10 protein-coding genes are annotated in these 16,395 nt (G+C 61.2%); 8 read left to right on the forward strand and 2 right to left on the reverse strand.

From position 1 onward, the window contains the following. Positions 1–55 precede the first annotated feature (55 nt). The 4 genes from ectB to BLR31_RS09030 all read left to right on the forward strand — a co-directional run bounded on the left by ectB (position 56) and on the right by BLR31_RS09030 (position 4,263). Positions 56–1,336: a diaminobutyrate--2-oxoglutarate transaminase gene (ectB, locus tag BLR31_RS09015; protein ID WP_090595058.1), complete on the forward strand. Its 1,281-nt coding sequence runs from the start codon at positions 56–58 to the stop codon at positions 1,334–1,336. A 31-nt stretch (positions 1,337–1,367) separates the two neighbouring features. Beyond that, a complete protein-coding gene (locus BLR31_RS09020; RefSeq protein ID WP_090595061.1) occupies positions 1,368–1,769 on the forward strand; it encodes an ectoine synthase in 402 nt (133 codons plus the stop codon). A gap of 49 nt (positions 1,770–1,818) precedes the next feature. Beyond that, positions 1,819–2,745: an ectoine hydroxylase gene (gene thpD, locus BLR31_RS09025; RefSeq protein WP_090595064.1), complete on the forward strand. Its 927-nt coding sequence runs from the start codon at positions 1,819–1,821 to the stop codon at positions 2,743–2,745. A gap of 63 nt (positions 2,746–2,808) precedes the next feature. Then, complete coding sequence (locus tag BLR31_RS09030; protein WP_090595067.1) at positions 2,809–4,263, forward strand: aspartate kinase; 1,455 nt, start codon at positions 2,809–2,811, stop codon at positions 4,261–4,263. A gap of 92 nt (positions 4,264–4,355) precedes the next feature. Here the strand turns inward: BLR31_RS09030 and BLR31_RS09035 are convergent, their stop codons facing one another. Further along, entirely contained in the window at positions 4,356–5,027 is a 672-nt protein-coding gene (locus BLR31_RS09035; protein WP_090595069.1) for an RluA family pseudouridine synthase, read from the reverse strand. A 142-nt stretch (positions 5,028–5,169) separates the two neighbouring features. On the opposite strand from BLR31_RS09035, the gene BLR31_RS09040 reads away from it, so the two are divergent. From BLR31_RS09040 to BLR31_RS09055, 4 genes are all read left to right on the forward strand, one after another. Beyond that, entirely contained in the window at positions 5,170–6,132 is a 963-nt protein-coding gene (locus tag BLR31_RS09040; protein ID WP_090595072.1) for a transglycosylase SLT domain-containing protein, read from the forward strand. Positions 6,133–6,325: 193 nt separating this feature from the next. After that, positions 6,326–8,209, forward strand: a complete 1,884-nt coding sequence (locus BLR31_RS09045) for an autotransporter assembly complex protein TamA (RefSeq protein WP_244505000.1) — start codon at positions 6,326–6,328, stop codon at positions 8,207–8,209. Beyond that, entirely contained in the window at positions 8,206–12,552 is a 4,347-nt protein-coding gene (locus BLR31_RS09050; protein WP_090595075.1) for a translocation/assembly module TamB domain-containing protein, read from the forward strand. Before BLR31_RS09045 ends, BLR31_RS09050 begins: the two co-directional genes overlap by 4 nt. Positions 12,553–12,962: 410 nt before the next feature. Next, a complete protein-coding gene (locus BLR31_RS09055; protein ID WP_090595078.1) occupies positions 12,963–13,847 on the forward strand; it encodes a hypothetical protein in 885 nt (294 codons plus the stop codon). Positions 13,848–13,916: 69 nt separating this feature from the next. Here the strand turns inward: BLR31_RS09055 and BLR31_RS09060 are convergent, their stop codons facing one another. Further along, entirely contained in the window at positions 13,917–16,235 is a 2,319-nt protein-coding gene (locus BLR31_RS09060; RefSeq protein ID WP_244505001.1) for a methyl-accepting chemotaxis protein, read from the reverse strand. Positions 16,236–16,395 lie beyond the last annotated feature (160 nt).

Consider the following 16,395-nt stretch of genomic DNA (forward strand, 5'->3'; position numbering starts at 1 on the left):
GCAGGCCCGCGTCCCGCTTATTCCCAATTCTGCCGTCCCACAAAGGAGACAAGGCATGACAAACACACATGAAACATTCGATCGCGTTGAAAGCCAGGTTCGGTCTTATTCGCGCAGCTTTCCCAAACTGTTCGGCAAGGCCAAGAACGCCACGATCTTCGGCCATGACGGTCGTGAATATATCGATTTCCTCGCCGGCTGTTCGTCGCTGAACTATGGCCACAACGACCCCGACATGCAGGCCGCTCTGGTCGACTACATCACCTCCGATGGCATCACCCACGGGCTCGATATGTTCACCGAGGCCAAGCAGGCGTTCCTCGAGGCCTATGAGTCGATCATTCTAAAGCCGCGCGACATGAACTATAAGCTCATGTTCACAGGCCCGACCGGTGCCAACGCCGTCGAAGCTGCGATCAAGCTGGCCCGCAAAGTCACTGGCCGCACCAATGTGATTGCCTTTACCAACGGTTTTCACGGCATGACCCTCGGCGCGCTTGCCGCAACTGGCAATGCTGGGAAGCGCGGTGGCGCAGGCATCGATCTCAATGGCGTTCATCGTGCGCCGTTCGAAGGCTATTTCGGCCCCGATGTCGATACAGCCGACATGCTCGAACAAATGCTCGATGACCCCTCCGGCGGCATCGATGCCCCGGCGGCTATTCTTGTCGAGCCCGTTCAGGGTGAGGGCGGCCTGAATGCTGCATCACCCCAGTGGCTGAAAAAGATCGAAAAGATCGCCAAAAAGCATGGCGCTCTGTTGATCCTCGATGACATCCAGGCCGGCTGCGGTCGTACGGGCACTTTCTTCTCGTGCGAAGAGTTTGGCCTCGACCCTGACATTATCACCCAGGCGAAATCGCTTTCGGGTATGGGCCTGCCCTTCGCGCTGACCCTTCTGAAGCCCGAGCACGACATCTGGAAGCCCGCCGAACATAACGGCACCTTCCGCGGCAACAACCATGCGTTCGTCACTGCGCGCGTGGCGCTAGAAAAATTCTGGCGCGACGAGACTTTTGCCAATGGCGTCAAAGCCAAGGGCATGCATCTTGAGACCCGCCTCGGCGCCATCGCCAAGCGCTATGACCTCACCTTGCGCGGTCGCGGCATGATGATGGGCATCAACACTGAAGACGGCGATGTCGCTGCAGAGATTTGCGCCAAGTGCTTCGAGCAGGGCCTGATCATCGAGACCTCCGGTGGGCGCGACGAAGTGGTCAAGGTGCTCTGCCCGCTGACCATCGAACTGGCCCAGCTCGACAAGGGCCTCGACATCATCGAGGACGCTTTCGAAGCCGTTCTCGCTTCCGATATCTCCCGCGCCGCCGCTGAATAAGCGCGGCCGGATACAAGAAAGGATCTAAATCATGATCGTTCGTGATCTCGAAGACGCCCGCCAGGGTGATCGCCTCGTCAATTCCAATGGCTGGGACTCCACCCGCCTGCTTCTGGCCGGCGATGGCATGGGCTTTTCGTTCCACATCACCCGCATCCACCCGGGCACCAGCCACGAGTTTCACTACAAGCACCATTTCGAGAGCGTTTATTGCGTCTCCGGTGACGGTGAAATCGAGGATCTGGAAACAGGTACGGTGCACCAGATCAAGCCCGGCGTCATGTACGCGCTCGACAAGAACGACAGACACCGTCTGACCGCCCGCGCGGAAATGGTTATGGCCTGCTGCTTCAACCCGCCAGTGACCGGCACCGAAGTGCATCGCGAAGACGGATCCTACGCTCCGGCCGCCGAGCTGAAGCAAAGCGCCTGAGACTGATTTCAGGCGCTCCTATCCCACGAACCAAAGAGTAGGAGAAGCAATGACACTCTCTGCCGTTCACACCCGATCGGACGCCTATCCAACCCGCCTGTCGGACGAGACATGGCTTGAGCGCAAGGACCCGGTGTTCTGGGGCAACTGGACCCCGGAAGCACCGCTGACCCGCGCCCAGACCGAAGAGTTCGACAAGAACGGGTTCCTGATCCTCAAGAATGTCTTCTCGCCCGCCGAGGTAATGAAGCTCCAGGCGGAATCGCGCCGTCTTCGCTCGGGCGAAGCCGGGCTCAACGCCGATAATGTGGTAACCGAACCCGATTCGGACGCAGTGCGCACTATTTTCCGACTTGAAGACGAAAGCGCCCTGTTCAACCGCATGGCCCGCGACGAGCGGATCGCCGGCAAGGTAAAATTCCTGCTCGATGACGATCTTTATCTTCATCAGAGCCGCTTGAACTACAAGCCCGGCTTTACCGGCAAGGAATTTTACTGGCATTCCGATTTCGAGACCTGGCACGCCGAAGACGGCATGCCCAAGATGCGCGCAATTTCAGCGTCGGTGCTTCTGACCGACAATGACGCGCTCAACGGCCCGTTGATGCTGATGCCAGGTTCGCACAAGCACTATGTGTCGTGCGCTGGAGAGACCCCGGACGACAACCACAAATCCTCGCTCAAAAAGCAGGATGTTGGTGTCCCGAGCCACGATGCACTTAAGTCGATGGCCGATAAATTCGGCATCGAATACGCGTCGGGCAAGGCCGGCACGGTGATCCTTTTCGAGTGCAACACGATCCATGGCTCGAACGGCAACATCACGCCGTTCCCGCGGTCCAACGCTTTCTTTGTTTATAACGCGTGGTCCAACCGGGTCGAAGAGCCGTTTGCGGCCAACAAACCCCGCCCGGCCTTCCTTTCGAGCCGCGATCCCAAAGGTCCGATCGAGATCGTCGCGGGCAAGATCGAATAAATCATCTCATCATCCGGGCCGATCATTGGCCCGGAGACGACCCCGAAACAATCGGAGGCAATAGTGACAGCCAAGACCCATACAGTCGAAAAAATCGGTGGCACTTCGATGTCGCGCAGCCACGAACTCTTGCGCACCGTGCTTATCGGCGACCGGAAGGGCTCTGCGCTCTATAACCGCGTGTTCGTCGTGTCCGCCTATGGCGGCATGACCGACGCGCTGCTCGAACACAAAAAGTCCGATGAACCCGGCGTCTATGCGCTGTTTGCCAGCGCCGAAAGCGGCTGGCAGTGGGGCGATGCGCTGTCGTCCGTCGCGTCCAAGATGGTCGCCAAAAACGCCGAAGTCTTTTCCGACCCGGCGCCGCGCGAACAGGCAGACAAGTTCATTCGCGAACGAATCGAAGGCGTGCGCTCATGCCTGATCGATCTTTCCCGCCTCTGCTCCTTCGGTCATTTCCAGCTCGAAGCCCATCTTCTGACCGTACGCGAAATGCTCTCGGCTCTAGGTGAAGCGCAGTCGGCCTTCAACACCGCGCTGCTCTTAAAGCAGAACGGCGTCAACGCGCGCTTCGTCGATCTCACCGGCTGGCGCCAGGATGGCGAACTGCCGCTCGACGAGCACATCGCCCGCCAGTTCGCAGGGATCGACTTCGCGAGCGAGATGCCCATCGTCACCGGTTATGCGCAATGCGCCGAACAGTTGATGAAGACCTATGACCGCGGTTATTCCGAAGTGACGCTGTCGCGCGTTGCCGTGGTGACCGGCGCTTGCGAAGCGATCATCCATAAGGAATTCCATCTCTCGTCCGCCGATCCCCGCCTCGTTGGGGCGGACAAAGTGCAGGTGATTGGCGAGACCAATTACGATGTGGCAGACCAACTCTCGAACATGGGCATGGAAGCCATCCACCCGCGCGCCGCAAAATCACTGCGTCAGGCCGGCATTCCCTTGCGCGTCACCAACGCATTCGAGCCTGATCACCCGGGCACCGTGATCATGAGCGACCTCGAGCCCAAGACGCCGGGCGCCGAGATCGTGACCGGCCTCAAAGGCGTTTTCGCGCTCGAGTTCTATGACCAGGACATGGTGGGCGTAAAAGGCTACGACACCAAGATCCTCGAAGCATTGACGCGCCACAAGGTCTGGATCATCTCCAAGACCTCGAACGCCAACACCATCACCCACTATCTCAAGGGCTCGATGAAGGCGATCAAGCGCGTCGAAACCGATCTCGCCGAAGCCTTCCCGACGGCGTCGATGACCCTGCGCAAGCTGGCCATGGTCTCGGCCATCGGACGCAATCTGCGCGGCGTCAACATCCTGCCCCGTGCCATTGCCGCCCTCGCCGAAGCCGGCATCGAGCCCATCGGCCTCACCGACATGGTGCGCAAGGTCGATCTGCAGGTGCTTGTGGAAGAAGACGAGTTCGATAAGGCCGTTGTCGCCCTTCATAAGGGCCTCGTTGAAGAGCGGGCCGAGCGCAAGGCCCGCGCCGATATTCGTCGCGTCGCTTGATTAGCCTCCAGTGACAGCGCGACGTTGAGCCGGTCCCGAAAGGGACCGGCTTATTTCATCGAGCGGGTTCGATCTCGCGACAAAACCTGAGCTTAAAAGGGCGGTTCGGAGCGAAACACTACGGGCTCTCCACCCGTCGGGTGCCGAAATCCAAGTTCCGCCGCGTGCAGTTGCAGCCTGTCGGCAGCCGCAAGCGCGTCGCCTGTCGCATAAAACTCGTCTCCCAAGATCGGATGCCCGATCTCTTTCATATGCACCCGCAACTGATGCGTGCGCCCGGTGATGGGAATGAGCTTTAGCCGCGTCGCCTTGTCTTCCCGCGCGATCACTTCCCAGCGCGTCTGGCTCGGGCGCCCGCGCTCGTGATTGACCTCCTGGCGCGGCTTGTTCTCCCAGTCGGTCGCCAGCGGCAGATCGATCAGCCCTTCATCCTCCGCCACATGTCCCCAGACCCGCGCGATATAAAATTTCGTCGTCTGGCGGTACTCGAACTGCTTGCCGATATGCCCATGCGCCGCCTTGTGCTTGGCCATGACGATGATGCCCGAAGTGTCCTTGTCGAGCCGGTGGATCGTTCCCGCACCGGGAAAGCGCGCCACGGCCCGCGTTTGTAGGCTGTCGGCGAGCGCCGGATCCTTGCCCGGTACGCTCAAAAGGCCCGATGGCTTGTTGAAAACGACGATGTCATCGTCCTCATGGATGATGTCGAGCCACGGGTCGATTGGAGGATTATAGACAAAGGTTTTGGGCATGGGGTTGAGCATGGCCAGTGCTCTAGCAGCATTGGCGCTGTGCGAAAAGATTTCGCTCCGCCCGATTCTGGCCCCGAATTTGCCACATGCACTCCCATTATTGGGCTCGCTGTGCTAAGGGGCGCAGCTAGGGTCAATTTTTCTATCGGGTCTCATGCTTGCAAAACGGCTGATTGCGCTATTTGCCGCCCTTGTTCTGGGGCTGGCGATTACGCCTGCCAATGCGCAGAGCCACAGTCGCGCGCAAATCGAAGTGCTGGCCCAGTTCTACGCACAATATTACGACGTGCCGCTCGAACTCGTCCGTCGCGTCATCAATCGCGAGAGCACATTTAATCCATCCGCTCGTAACGGCCCCTATTATGGCCTGATGCAGATTCTGCCAGCCACGGCCCGCACCATGGGGTTCCGCGGCCAGCCTTCGGACCTGCTCAACGCCGAAACCAATCTCATCTATGCCGTCAAATATCTGCGCGGCGCCTGGCTTTTAGCCAATGGCAGCCACGACCGCGCTGTCCAGCTTTACGCGGCAGGCTATTATTACCACGCCCGCGACGCGGGGCTTCTGGAAGAGACGGGCCTAAGGCCCGGGCCGGCAACGCCCGTGGCACCCACGCCACCCACGGCATCTGCTCCAGTCGTCGTCGCCGAAGCGCCTCCGCCGGTTGCTGAAGTTGTCGACACGATCCAGACGGCGTCGATTTCGAGCGAACAGGTCGCCGTAGCGACGGCCCCGCTGGGCTTTCTTCCGCCCGCGCGTCCTTTGGGGCTCGAAGTCGAGCTCGGAGACGACCCCGCCAGCGACGCGCTCGTCGCCATTGCCGCGGCACAGGCCCAGACACCAACACCGCGTGCGCCGCAAGCGATCCCCCAGCGTCCCGATTTCGACGTGGCAACAACCCTTGCCTATGCAGAGCCGCTTCCTGTGCGCACCGTATCGACCGCCATGCTCAGGGCCGAAGCGGGGATGACGTTCGTCCCCAGCGCCACCCCACTTCTGCCGACGGCCGAAACCGCATCCGAACAAGCCGAACTGGTCGCCGATCTCCGGCCATCGGTAGATTTGATCGCCAACACGTTTGCACTTTTGGATTCGCTCGGACCGACAGCGCGGTGATTGTGCCGCTTATGCGACACCTCGCCATAAAATTGGCACCCATCTCGACCCGCGCGCTGTCCATTAAGAAAATCCGTGTTAGATTTTTGGTCAAATTGGAAGGGTTCGTAGCGCTGGGGGGCGCGAGGCGGGCCACGGCGTGGATCAAGTGGGTAGCGTACCAACCGTGAAAACTCCCAAGCATAAGATATCATTGGCGTTTCTTCTTGCGGGAACGCTTCTCACGGGCCCCGCTCTCGGGTTCGAGCTTTTCGGCATTCAGTTCTTCGGTTCACAGTCCGAGGAAGATATCGAAGCGGTGATCGCCGATCCGCGCACATATGACATCACATTCGAGACCGGGGCCGAGGGCGAGGTGGATGGTGCGCTGCGCGGCGCGTCCAATCTCTGGGGTGACCGTGAAGAACCGTCATCGGGCGTGCCGGGCCTCCTCGCCAAGGCCCGCAGCGACTACGCCAGAATGACCGCGGCGCTCTACAATCTGGGCTATTATGGTGGGGCGATTTCCATCCTCATCAACGGCCGGGAAGCCTCGTCTATTCCTCCCGACGCGAACATCCCCGAACCTGCGACCATCGCCGTCACCGTCAATTCGGGCCCGCAATTCACCTTTGGCGCGCTCAACGTCGCCAACCGCGCGCCGGGTCCGGTTCCGCCTCAAGACGAAGTCGAGGCCCCCGAAGATATTGGCTTTGCCACCGGCGAAATCGCCCACGCGACAATCGTTGCGCAGGCGGAACAGCGCCTGGTCGAATCCTGGCGTCAGCTGGGCTATCCCAAAGCAGCAATCGCCTCGCGCGATGTGGTCGCGGATCACCCCACGCGGACGATCGATGTGGCGATCACTGTCGATCCGGGCGCCTATGCCATGATCGGCCCCATCGGGGTCGAGGGCACCACGAACATGGACCCCGCCTTCGTCGTGCGGCAAACCGGCCTTGTTCCGGGCGCTGAATACGATCCTGACGATCTCGAACTCGCCCAGCAGCGCCTCGCGCGGCTCGATGTCTTCCGGTCGCTGCGCATCCAGGCGGCAGAACAAGTGCCCGCCAATGGGCTGCTGCCTTACCAGATCATCGTTCAGGAACAGGCGCTGCGCCGCTTCGGCGTTGGCGCGACGCTGGCCACCATCGACGGCCTCGGCGTCGAGGGCTATTGGCTGCACCGCAATCTCTTCGGCCAGGCCGAACGCCTGCGCCTCGATGCACGCGTCGCCGGCATCGGCTTCCCGCTCGAAACCGAAGAGTTCGATTACGCTTTTGGTGGCACCTTCACCAAGCCCGGCATCTATACCCCCGACACCGATCTCGTCGCATCGATCAGCGCCGACCGCTCGGTCCTCCCGCTCTACACCCAGACCGCGATCGGTGCGCGGGTCGGCATCGAACAATTGTTTACCGACACGATTTCGGGCGGCATAGGATTTCAGGCCCAGCATTCCTATTTCGAAAACGACGAGACCTTTGGCGACCGGACCTTTACGACGGTCGGGCTTTATGGTCGCGGCGCCTTCGATAACCGCGATTCCCAGCTCGACCCGACCGAGGGCTTTTTCATCGAAGCCACCGTCGATCCGCTCTACGAGCTCGAATACGAAAACTTCATCGGACGCGCCACGCTCGAAGCGCGCACCTATTTCGATTTCGGCACCGACGGCAATTACGTTCTCGCCGCACGCATCAAGGGCGGCGGTCTGCTCGGCCCCTCGCTTTCGGAAATCCCGCCCAACCTGCTGTTCTTTGCTGGCGGCGGTGGTTCGGTGCGCGGCTATGGCTTCCGCTCGATCGGTGTCGATGACGGGGCTGGAAACGTCACTGGCGGGCGCTATCTGCTCGAAGGCTCGGTCGAGGGCCGGGTAAGGTTCAACGACGACTTTGGCGCCGTGGCTTTCGTCGACGGCGGCTATGTCGCCGCAGACCGCTTCCCGGGCCTTGAGGAGCTGCGCCTCGGCGCCGGCGTTGGCATTCGCTACTACACGGCGCTTGGGCCACTTCGGCTCGATGCCGCCATCCCGATCAACCCGCGCTCGGGCGATCCCGACTACGCGCTTTACGTCGGTATAGGACAATCGTTTTGAGACGCCTGTTTGCTATCGTCCTCGCTGTCTTTTCTCTCGCCGCCGCCGTGCCGGCCCAGGAAGGTGAGGGCGAAAGCCTGATGGACATGCTGGCGCGCGCCACCCAGCTCAATGAAGAAGAGCAGCGCGGTCGTCTCGTCCAGTTCGTCGAAAACCAGATTTCCTCACCCGATCGCCAGATCCGGCTGAGCGGCATCAATGGAGCGTTGTCCTCGAACGCCTCGATCGATCAGATCACCATTTCCGACACCGAAGGCATCTGGCTGATCGTGGAGAACGCTGCCCTGCAGTGGAATCAGGGTGCGCTGTTGTTCGGCCGACTGGAAATCCAGTCGCTGTCGGCCGATTCCATCGCCTATATCCGCAATCCCGTCACCACCGAGGAGCCATCGGGCCCCGCGCCAGAAGCTGGCGGATTTTCAGTGCCCGACTTCCCCGTGGCGATTATCTTGCAGAGCCTCTCGGTGCCCGAAGTTCGCTTTGGCGAACAGGTGTTCGGTCTGGGCTCGGAGATTTCCATTGCGGGATCGATGACCCTCGATGACGGCACCATCGACGCCGTGCTCGATATTGAACGCCTTGATGGACCCGGCGGCGCTCTCGATCTCGACCTGCAATATGCTAACGACACGCGCCAGATCGATCTCGGCCTCGCCCTTGTCGAGCCTCAAAACGGTATCATTGCCAACCTGCTCGACATTCAGGGGCGCCCGGAAATCGCCCTTGGCCTCGAAGGTTCGGGGCTGATCGACGACCTTGACGTCGCGCTCACTTTCGATGCCGATGGCAATCGCATCCTGACCGGTCAGGGCACACTCGATCAGGGTGCCGAAGGTCTTTCCATCATTGCTGATCTGCGCGGCCCGCTTTCGACAATCCTTCCTGCCGCCTATGTCGACTTTTTTGGTCCCGAAACCGCGCTCTCGCTGGAGGCGCTGGTGCGCGAAGCCGGCGGGTTCGAAATTTCCGATCTGCGGCTGACCGGCGGTGATCTGTCGCTCCTTGCCAATGCCGCAACGACCGCTGATGGGTTCCTGAGCCGTCTTGATATTTCAGGTGAGATTGCCTCGTCATCTGGCCAGCCGGTGATCCTTCCGGTTCCCGGTGCTTCGACACGCGTCGACCGGGCGCGATTTGACGTCGATTTCGGCACAGGCGGCAGCGAAGAGTGGACCGGACGATTTGAACTTCTTGGCTTTGATACGCCCGACTTTGGAGCACAAAGCTTCGTCCTCAACGCGTCGGGCATCGCCGCCGACCTTGAAGACCCCGATACCCGCCGCGTCACCTTCAATGGCGATGGCTCCATCGAGGGCGTGACCGCTACCTCCGAAGAAATAGAACAGGCCCTCGGATCGACAATAGGTTTCGGTGTCGCCGGCCTCTGGGAAGCTGGAGATCCGGTAACGCTCGCCCAATTGCGTCTCGTCGCCCAAGCGCTTTCGCTCGAAATGGCAGGTCTCGTCGAGGACTCGGTGTTTAACGGCGACATCTCCCTGACGACAGAATCGCTTGCACCCTTTTCCGGCCTCGCGGGCCGCGATCTGTCCGGTGCGATCATGCTTGTGGCCAATGGTTCGCTTTCCCCGCTGGTTCGCGGATTTGACCTGACCCTCGATGGCACGGCCAGCGATCTGGGCATCGACGACCCGCTGGCCGACGAGCTTCTGGCGGGCACCATGTCGCTATCGGGCCGCGTCGCGCGAACCGAAACCGGTCTCACGGCCGAAAACTTTTCCATCGCCAACGACCAGGTCACGCTTCTTGCCGATGGCACATTTGCCACCGGGGAAGCCGACTTCACCTTTGAGGCCAGCCTTGCTGACCTCGCACTGATCGCCGAGGATGCCTCCGGGCAGCTCGATGTGACCGGCACGGCCACCGGTAGTGAAGGGGTGATCAATCTCGCAGCTGACGCCAATATCGTTCAGGGCTCGCTGGCTGGCCGCACACTGCGCGACGCCAATGTTGGCTTTAGAGGCACCAGCGGCGAAACCGGCTTGATCGGCAATCTGACAGGTTCGGCCTTTTTGGACGGCTTCCGCGTTTCGCTCGCCAGCGAAATCGACAACACCCCCGAACGCCTGCGTTTGGCCGGGATCAATTTCAACGCCCCGGGTGCCGAGTTGACAGGCAATCTCACCCGTTATGCCGATGGCTTGCTCGAGGGCCGCATCGTTCTCGATGCCCCAAATATCGAAACCGCCGCTGCCCTGGCGCTTCTCGACGCCTCGGGCGCCATCAACGCCGATGTTGTCCTCTCCCGCGAGGGTGAGACACAGTCAGCCCAGATTGTTGCCGCGCTCGATGGCGTCAGCGTCAACGACATCACTATCGGTGCCGCCAATGCGGAGGCAAGCGTTGCCGATCTCTTTGGCGTTCCGGTCATCAATGGCGCGATCACTGGCCGCAATATCGCGGCAGCCGGCACGGAAGTTCAGTCGCTCGCGCTCAATGCAAACGCCAGTCAAGCCACGACCCGGTTCTCGGGCGAAGCAGCACTGGCCGGTGGCACCGCCATCAACGTGGCAGGTCTGCTCGAACCTATAGATGACGGTTACCGTGTTGCGCTCGACAGCTTCCGCCTTGCCCAAGGGGCGCTATCGGCGTCGCTGGCGCGACCCGCAGAATTGACCGTCGCCAGTGACACGGTCTCTTTCTCGGGCATCGAACTGGCGGTCGGCTCGGGCCGCATCAGCGCCACGGGCAGTGCCGGGGAAAATCTCGATATCGCGCTGGCCATCACTGCGCTGCCACTCAATATCGCCAATACCATCGTTCCCGATCTCGGTCTGGCCGGCACACTTTCGGGCAATGCTCAAATTTCCGGCGCGGCGTCCGATCCGCGCGCCAGCTTTACCATCCAAGGCTCCGGCATCAACGCTGCCGCGATCACCGATTTCGGCATCGCTCCTCTTACATTGTCCGCACAGGGCAATTTTGCGGACCAGCGCATAACGCTGTCCCAGGCCAGCGCGTCGGGCTCTGGTGGCCTTAACGCCACAGCAAGCGGCACCATCCCGCTCGAAGGCTCGGGCCTCAACATCACGATCAATGGCTCGGCTCCCCTCTCGCTCGCTAACCGCTTTATCGCCGACCGCGGAGCACAATTGTCCGGCACCGCAACGCTCAATGCCTCGGTGACCGGCAGTCTCGCCAACCCGCAATTCGGCGGCACGGTCTCTGTGGCGGGCGGTGAGTTCATCGATCCCGGCCTGGCCCTGCGTCTCGTCGGCATCACAGGCAATGCAAGCCTTGCGGGCGATCGCGTCACGATCAATGCCCTGACGGCCAATCTCGCCACCGGCGGATCGATCTCCGCCTCCGGTACGGTGGGGCTCGATGCGAATTTCACCTCCGATATCCGCATCGCACTCAATGAGGCGCGTTATGCCGACGGCTATCTCGTTGTCGCGACCCTCAATGGCAATCTTGCCGTCACCGGGCCCTTGGCCAATGGCGGTAGCGTCAGCGGCAATATCGATATCGCGCGTGCCGACATTACCGTGCCCAATGCCTTTGGCGGCTCTGGCAGTCCCCTCGATGTCGATCATGTGAGCCCGCCACCCGCCGTCGCCGCCACGCTGGCACGCGCCCGCATCGACCAGCGCGCGTCCACCGAGGCCGCACGCCCCATGACCCCGATCGCCCTCGACATCACCATCTCAGCACCCAACCAGATCTTTATCCGTGGTCGCGGGCTCGATGCCGAAGTTGGTGGAGCCGTCCGGCTCACAGGTAATGTGTCCGTTATCCAGCCCGTCGGCAGCTTCGAGCTGATCCGCGGGCGCCTGGCGATCCTCGGACAGCGCATCGATTTTGAATCCGGGTCCGTAACCCTGATTGGCGATCTCGATCCCTTCATCAATCTCGTGGCGACCACTCAAGGCAACGACATCACCGTCATCGTGACTGTCGCCGGTCGCGCCTCCTCGCCGGAGGTGACCTTCTCGTCCAATCCCATGCTGCCCCAGGATGAAGTGCTATCGCGCCTCATCTTCAATCGCGGCGTCGGCGAATTGAGCGCGCTTCAACTCGCACAGCTCGCTGCCGCTGCAGCCGAGTTGGCTGGGGGCGGAAGTGGTGGCGGATCGCTTCTCGGCTCGCTGAGAGAAGCTGCCGGTCTCGATGATCTCGATATCGTCACCGACCAGGAGGGCAATGCTGCCGTCCGCGCCGGCGCGTACATCGATGATAATATCTACCTCGGCGTCGAAGCGGGGGCAGGGGGCAACAGCCGCGTCACCATCGATCTCGACATCACCGATGAACTGCGCGCCCGGGGTGCCGCGGGCGCCGATGGCAACACATCGGTCGGCGTATTTTACGAGCAGGACTACTAAAACGACCGGTGGCGATGGCCACCGGTCTGTCCTAAGCCACAATTCAGCCCCGATTGGAACCAAGCGCCGCCGCTGACTCTTATCCCCTTACGAAAACCGACAGGTTCATGCGTAAAGGAACAAGACGCGATGTTTGCTGGTATTTTGCTTTGGTTGATCGGTATCCCCATACCCCTGATCATCCTGCTCCTGATCTTCGTTCTCTAGAAGAGCGAAGCACGAGCCGTATTCTTTAAATCATCATTTCCAAAAACTTGCGGTCTTCGGACCGCGTGCATTTACTCAACGGAGACTGAAATGAACTCGATCATTTACCTTGTCGGCCTCGTCGTCGTCGTCATGGCCATTCTGTCCTTCATCGGCCTTTCCTGATCCCGGACCCCTATTAAACACAAACGGGAGAAACGCCGATGGCGCTTACACCTGCTGAAACGGTCGTCGCGACACAAGCGAAACCGGCTGATACTTCCTCTTACGTCGATTGGCCCGCCATTATCGGCGGCGCAGTCACCGCCGCGGCAATCTCGCTGGTCATGCTGACCTTCGGATCGGCCATCGGCCTGACGCTGACCGATCCCTTCGGCCGCGATGGCGTGTCGCTCGTATGGGTAGCGATCGCAATGGCCATCTGGGTCGTTTGGGTCCAGGTTTCCGCGATGATGGTCGGCGGCTACCTTACTGGCCGCATGCGTCGCCGCAACTTTGATGCGACCGAACATGAATCCGATATCCGCGACGGTTTCCACGGCCTTCTGGTCTGGGCAACGGCTGTCGTCATCTCGGGCGCATTGGCTTTTGGTGGCCTCTCCAGCATCGCACAGGGCGTGGGTAACGCCGTCGGTGGCGCAACGAGCGCTGTCGCCGAACAGACTGCGGAAGCCGATCCCTTCGCTGGTACAGTCGACCTGCTGTTCCGCGGCGACACCACCGGCACCGACCCCGAAGCTGCGCGCGGCGAAGTCAGCCGCATCATTGTCTCGGGCGTTACGGGTGACGGCATCTCCGATGCCGACCGCCAGTACCTTGTCGATCTGACGGCAGCCCGCACTGGCCTCTCGCCTGATGAGGTCGAAGCTCGCGTCAATGACGTGATCGCTCAGGCTCAGGCCGTTCAGGACGATGTCGCTGCTGCTGCAGAACAGGCTGCCGATGTGACCATCCTCGTGGCCTTCCTAACCGCCGCTTCGCTGGCCATCAGCGCCGCCGGCGCCTGGTTTGCCGCGACCATGGGTGGCAATCACCGCGACAAGCAGACAGCGGTACCGTTCTTTGCCCGCCGCGATCGCCGGGTCTAAAAGCCCCGCACCTAACTAAAAAAGGCCCCGTCGTCACCGGCGGGGCCTTTTTGCTAAAGAGCGTGGGACTTAGAATTCCGACCAGTCCGCCGCAACCGCTGCATTGCCATTGGCACCCAGTACACGACGTGGCGCCGCGTCGCGCTCCACATCCTCTTCCCATTCAGCGACTTCTGCATCGACCGCATCGAGCGTGAACCGCGCGACGACAGTGTCGAGTTCGATCACCTGGGTTTCCGTCTGTTCGATCGAAGCGTTGGTCTCTTCAACCAGAGCCGCGTTGTGCTGGGTCATCTCGTCGAGCTGCCGCACGGCAGAGGAGACTTCCGAAATCGCCGAGGCCTGATCGCGGCTCGCGGTCGAAATCCCCTGCATCAACTGCGCGTTCTCGCTCACGGCCGCCCGGATATCCTTGAGCGTTTCTGCCGCCTGCGCGACCAGCCGTGATCCACCATCGACCTCGCTGGCCGACTGTTCGATCAGCACCTTCACCTCCGACGATGCCTGCGCCGCAGACTGCGCCAGCCGGCGTACCTCGACGGCCACCACGGCAAACCCTTTGCCCGCTTCGCCGGCCCGGGCCGCTTCCACCGAGGCGTTGAGCGCCAGAAGATTGGTCTGGAAAGCGATGTCGTCGATCATCTTGATGATGTCGGAGACCTTGCCCGAAGAAGTGGTGATGCGCTCCATGGCCGCATTGGCCTTGCCCATCACTTCGCCGCCCTTGTCGGCAAGCGTCGCTGCGGATTGGGTCTTTTCCAACGCATCAAGCGCCTTTTGCGCGTTGTCGGTCACCGTCGCCGCCAATTGCTCCATCGAGGCCGATGTCTCTTCAATTGTCGCCGCCTGCCGCGTCGTGCGCTCCGAAAGGTCGTTGGATCCCGATAGGATTTCCCCTGTCGCCAGCTTTAGGGCCTTGGAGGTTTCCTTGAGCCGCCCGACGATCTCGGCAAACGTATCCGCCATTGCGTTGGTATCGTCCTTGAGCCGCGCGAACGCGCCCTCATAGGCTCCGTTGACGCGCTGGGACAGATCGGCGTCAGCCATCGCCGCCAAGACGTCGCCGGTTTCCGACAATCCGCGATCGACCGTTTCCATCAGCGTATTGACGCTGAGCGCGAAATTGCTGAGTTCAGGATCCTCATAGCGGCTTTCGATCCGCACCGAGAAATCACCAGCCACCGCCGCCGACACCACACTCTGGATCTCGCCCTGAAGCTGACCACGGATCCGGTGCTCTTCAGCGTCGCGTGCAGCAACGGCCTGTTTTTCGGCGTCCATGTCGCGCATGGCGCGTCCATTGTCGCGGAAGACGGCAAGGGCATCGATCATCTGGCCCACTTCGTGGCGCTGCTTGTCGTCAAGTTCGAGGTCGAGGTCGCCATCGGCCAATTGGCGCATGCGACCAGCAACCTGCCGAATGGTGCTCGAAAGTCCCCGTCCAATGATGGTCGCCAAAAGCATGCCCACGACAAGAGCACCGATCCCCGCCGCCAGAACCACCGTCTGGGTGGTCTGGGCCATGGCGGCACCGCTCGGCCCCAGCGCATCCTGCCGGGCCTGCAGGGCAGCCAGCATCGCACCGAACCCCTCCTGCATCTGCGGGCCGAGCACGTCGAGCTGCTCGGTCATGACAGCATTACGCGCAAAAAGCGCCTCGGCGGCAGTGTTGGCGTGGCCCATATAGGCATCAATGCCCGCGATCATCCGGTTCGCCGTTGCTTTCTGCGAATTGGAAATCACCGCATCGTGCAGCACCTGAAGATTGGTTTTGGCAATTTCGGCCTGTTCCGCTGCGGCCGCGAGGCGGGCCGGATCATTGGTCAGCAGAAACTGCTCGACCTCAAACTGCGTCAGGATCGTCGATTGCACCCCGAACCCCGCCGAGCCCGTGGCGTTGAAATTCCCGCTCACTGCACGCAGCGCGGCATTGGCGTCTTCGCGCAGCGTGTCGCCCACGGCCCGCAGTTGGGCAACCGACGCCTCAATGGCGGTCTGGTGCTCGGTGAGCGTCGCGAAAGCCGCATCATAGGCCATTGCCGACTGGGAGAAATTCGCGAGCGCCGCTTCGCTTTCCGGGTCGCCGGAAAATAGCGCCATCGTCTGGGGGTCGTCGATATGGAGAGATGCGATGCGCTCGCCAAGCGCCGCGGCTTTGTCAGCCGAGGTCTCCAAGCGATAGTCGAGATCGGCGAGCCGGGCTGCGGACAGCGACTCGACAAACCCTGATACCGCTACCGTCTGACGCGCCGCAGATCGATAATCGAGAAACGTGTTGGATACCGCGCTCACCCCGAAATACGCGAAAGCGACGATAGCAGCTAACAGTGAAATCATCGCGCCGAAGCCGGCATAGATGCGTTGCGCTACGCTGAGCTTGGAAAGCATGAGTGTGCGGCCCCCGGAACCGAAATCTGCGTCAAGCCGCGATTAAGGCGCTTCGGGAGTTAAAGAAGACTCAAAATCACCCCTATTTGCTGACGTTTCCGCTGATTTCGCAATCAACGCCGCCCGGTGCTCAATAAAGCGTCAGAACTGGAGGCAGCAG

The organism is Pelagibacterium luteolum, from assembly GCF_900100665.1.
GTDB classification, from domain to species: Bacteria; Pseudomonadota; Alphaproteobacteria; order Rhizobiales; family Devosiaceae; genus Pelagibacterium; species Pelagibacterium luteolum.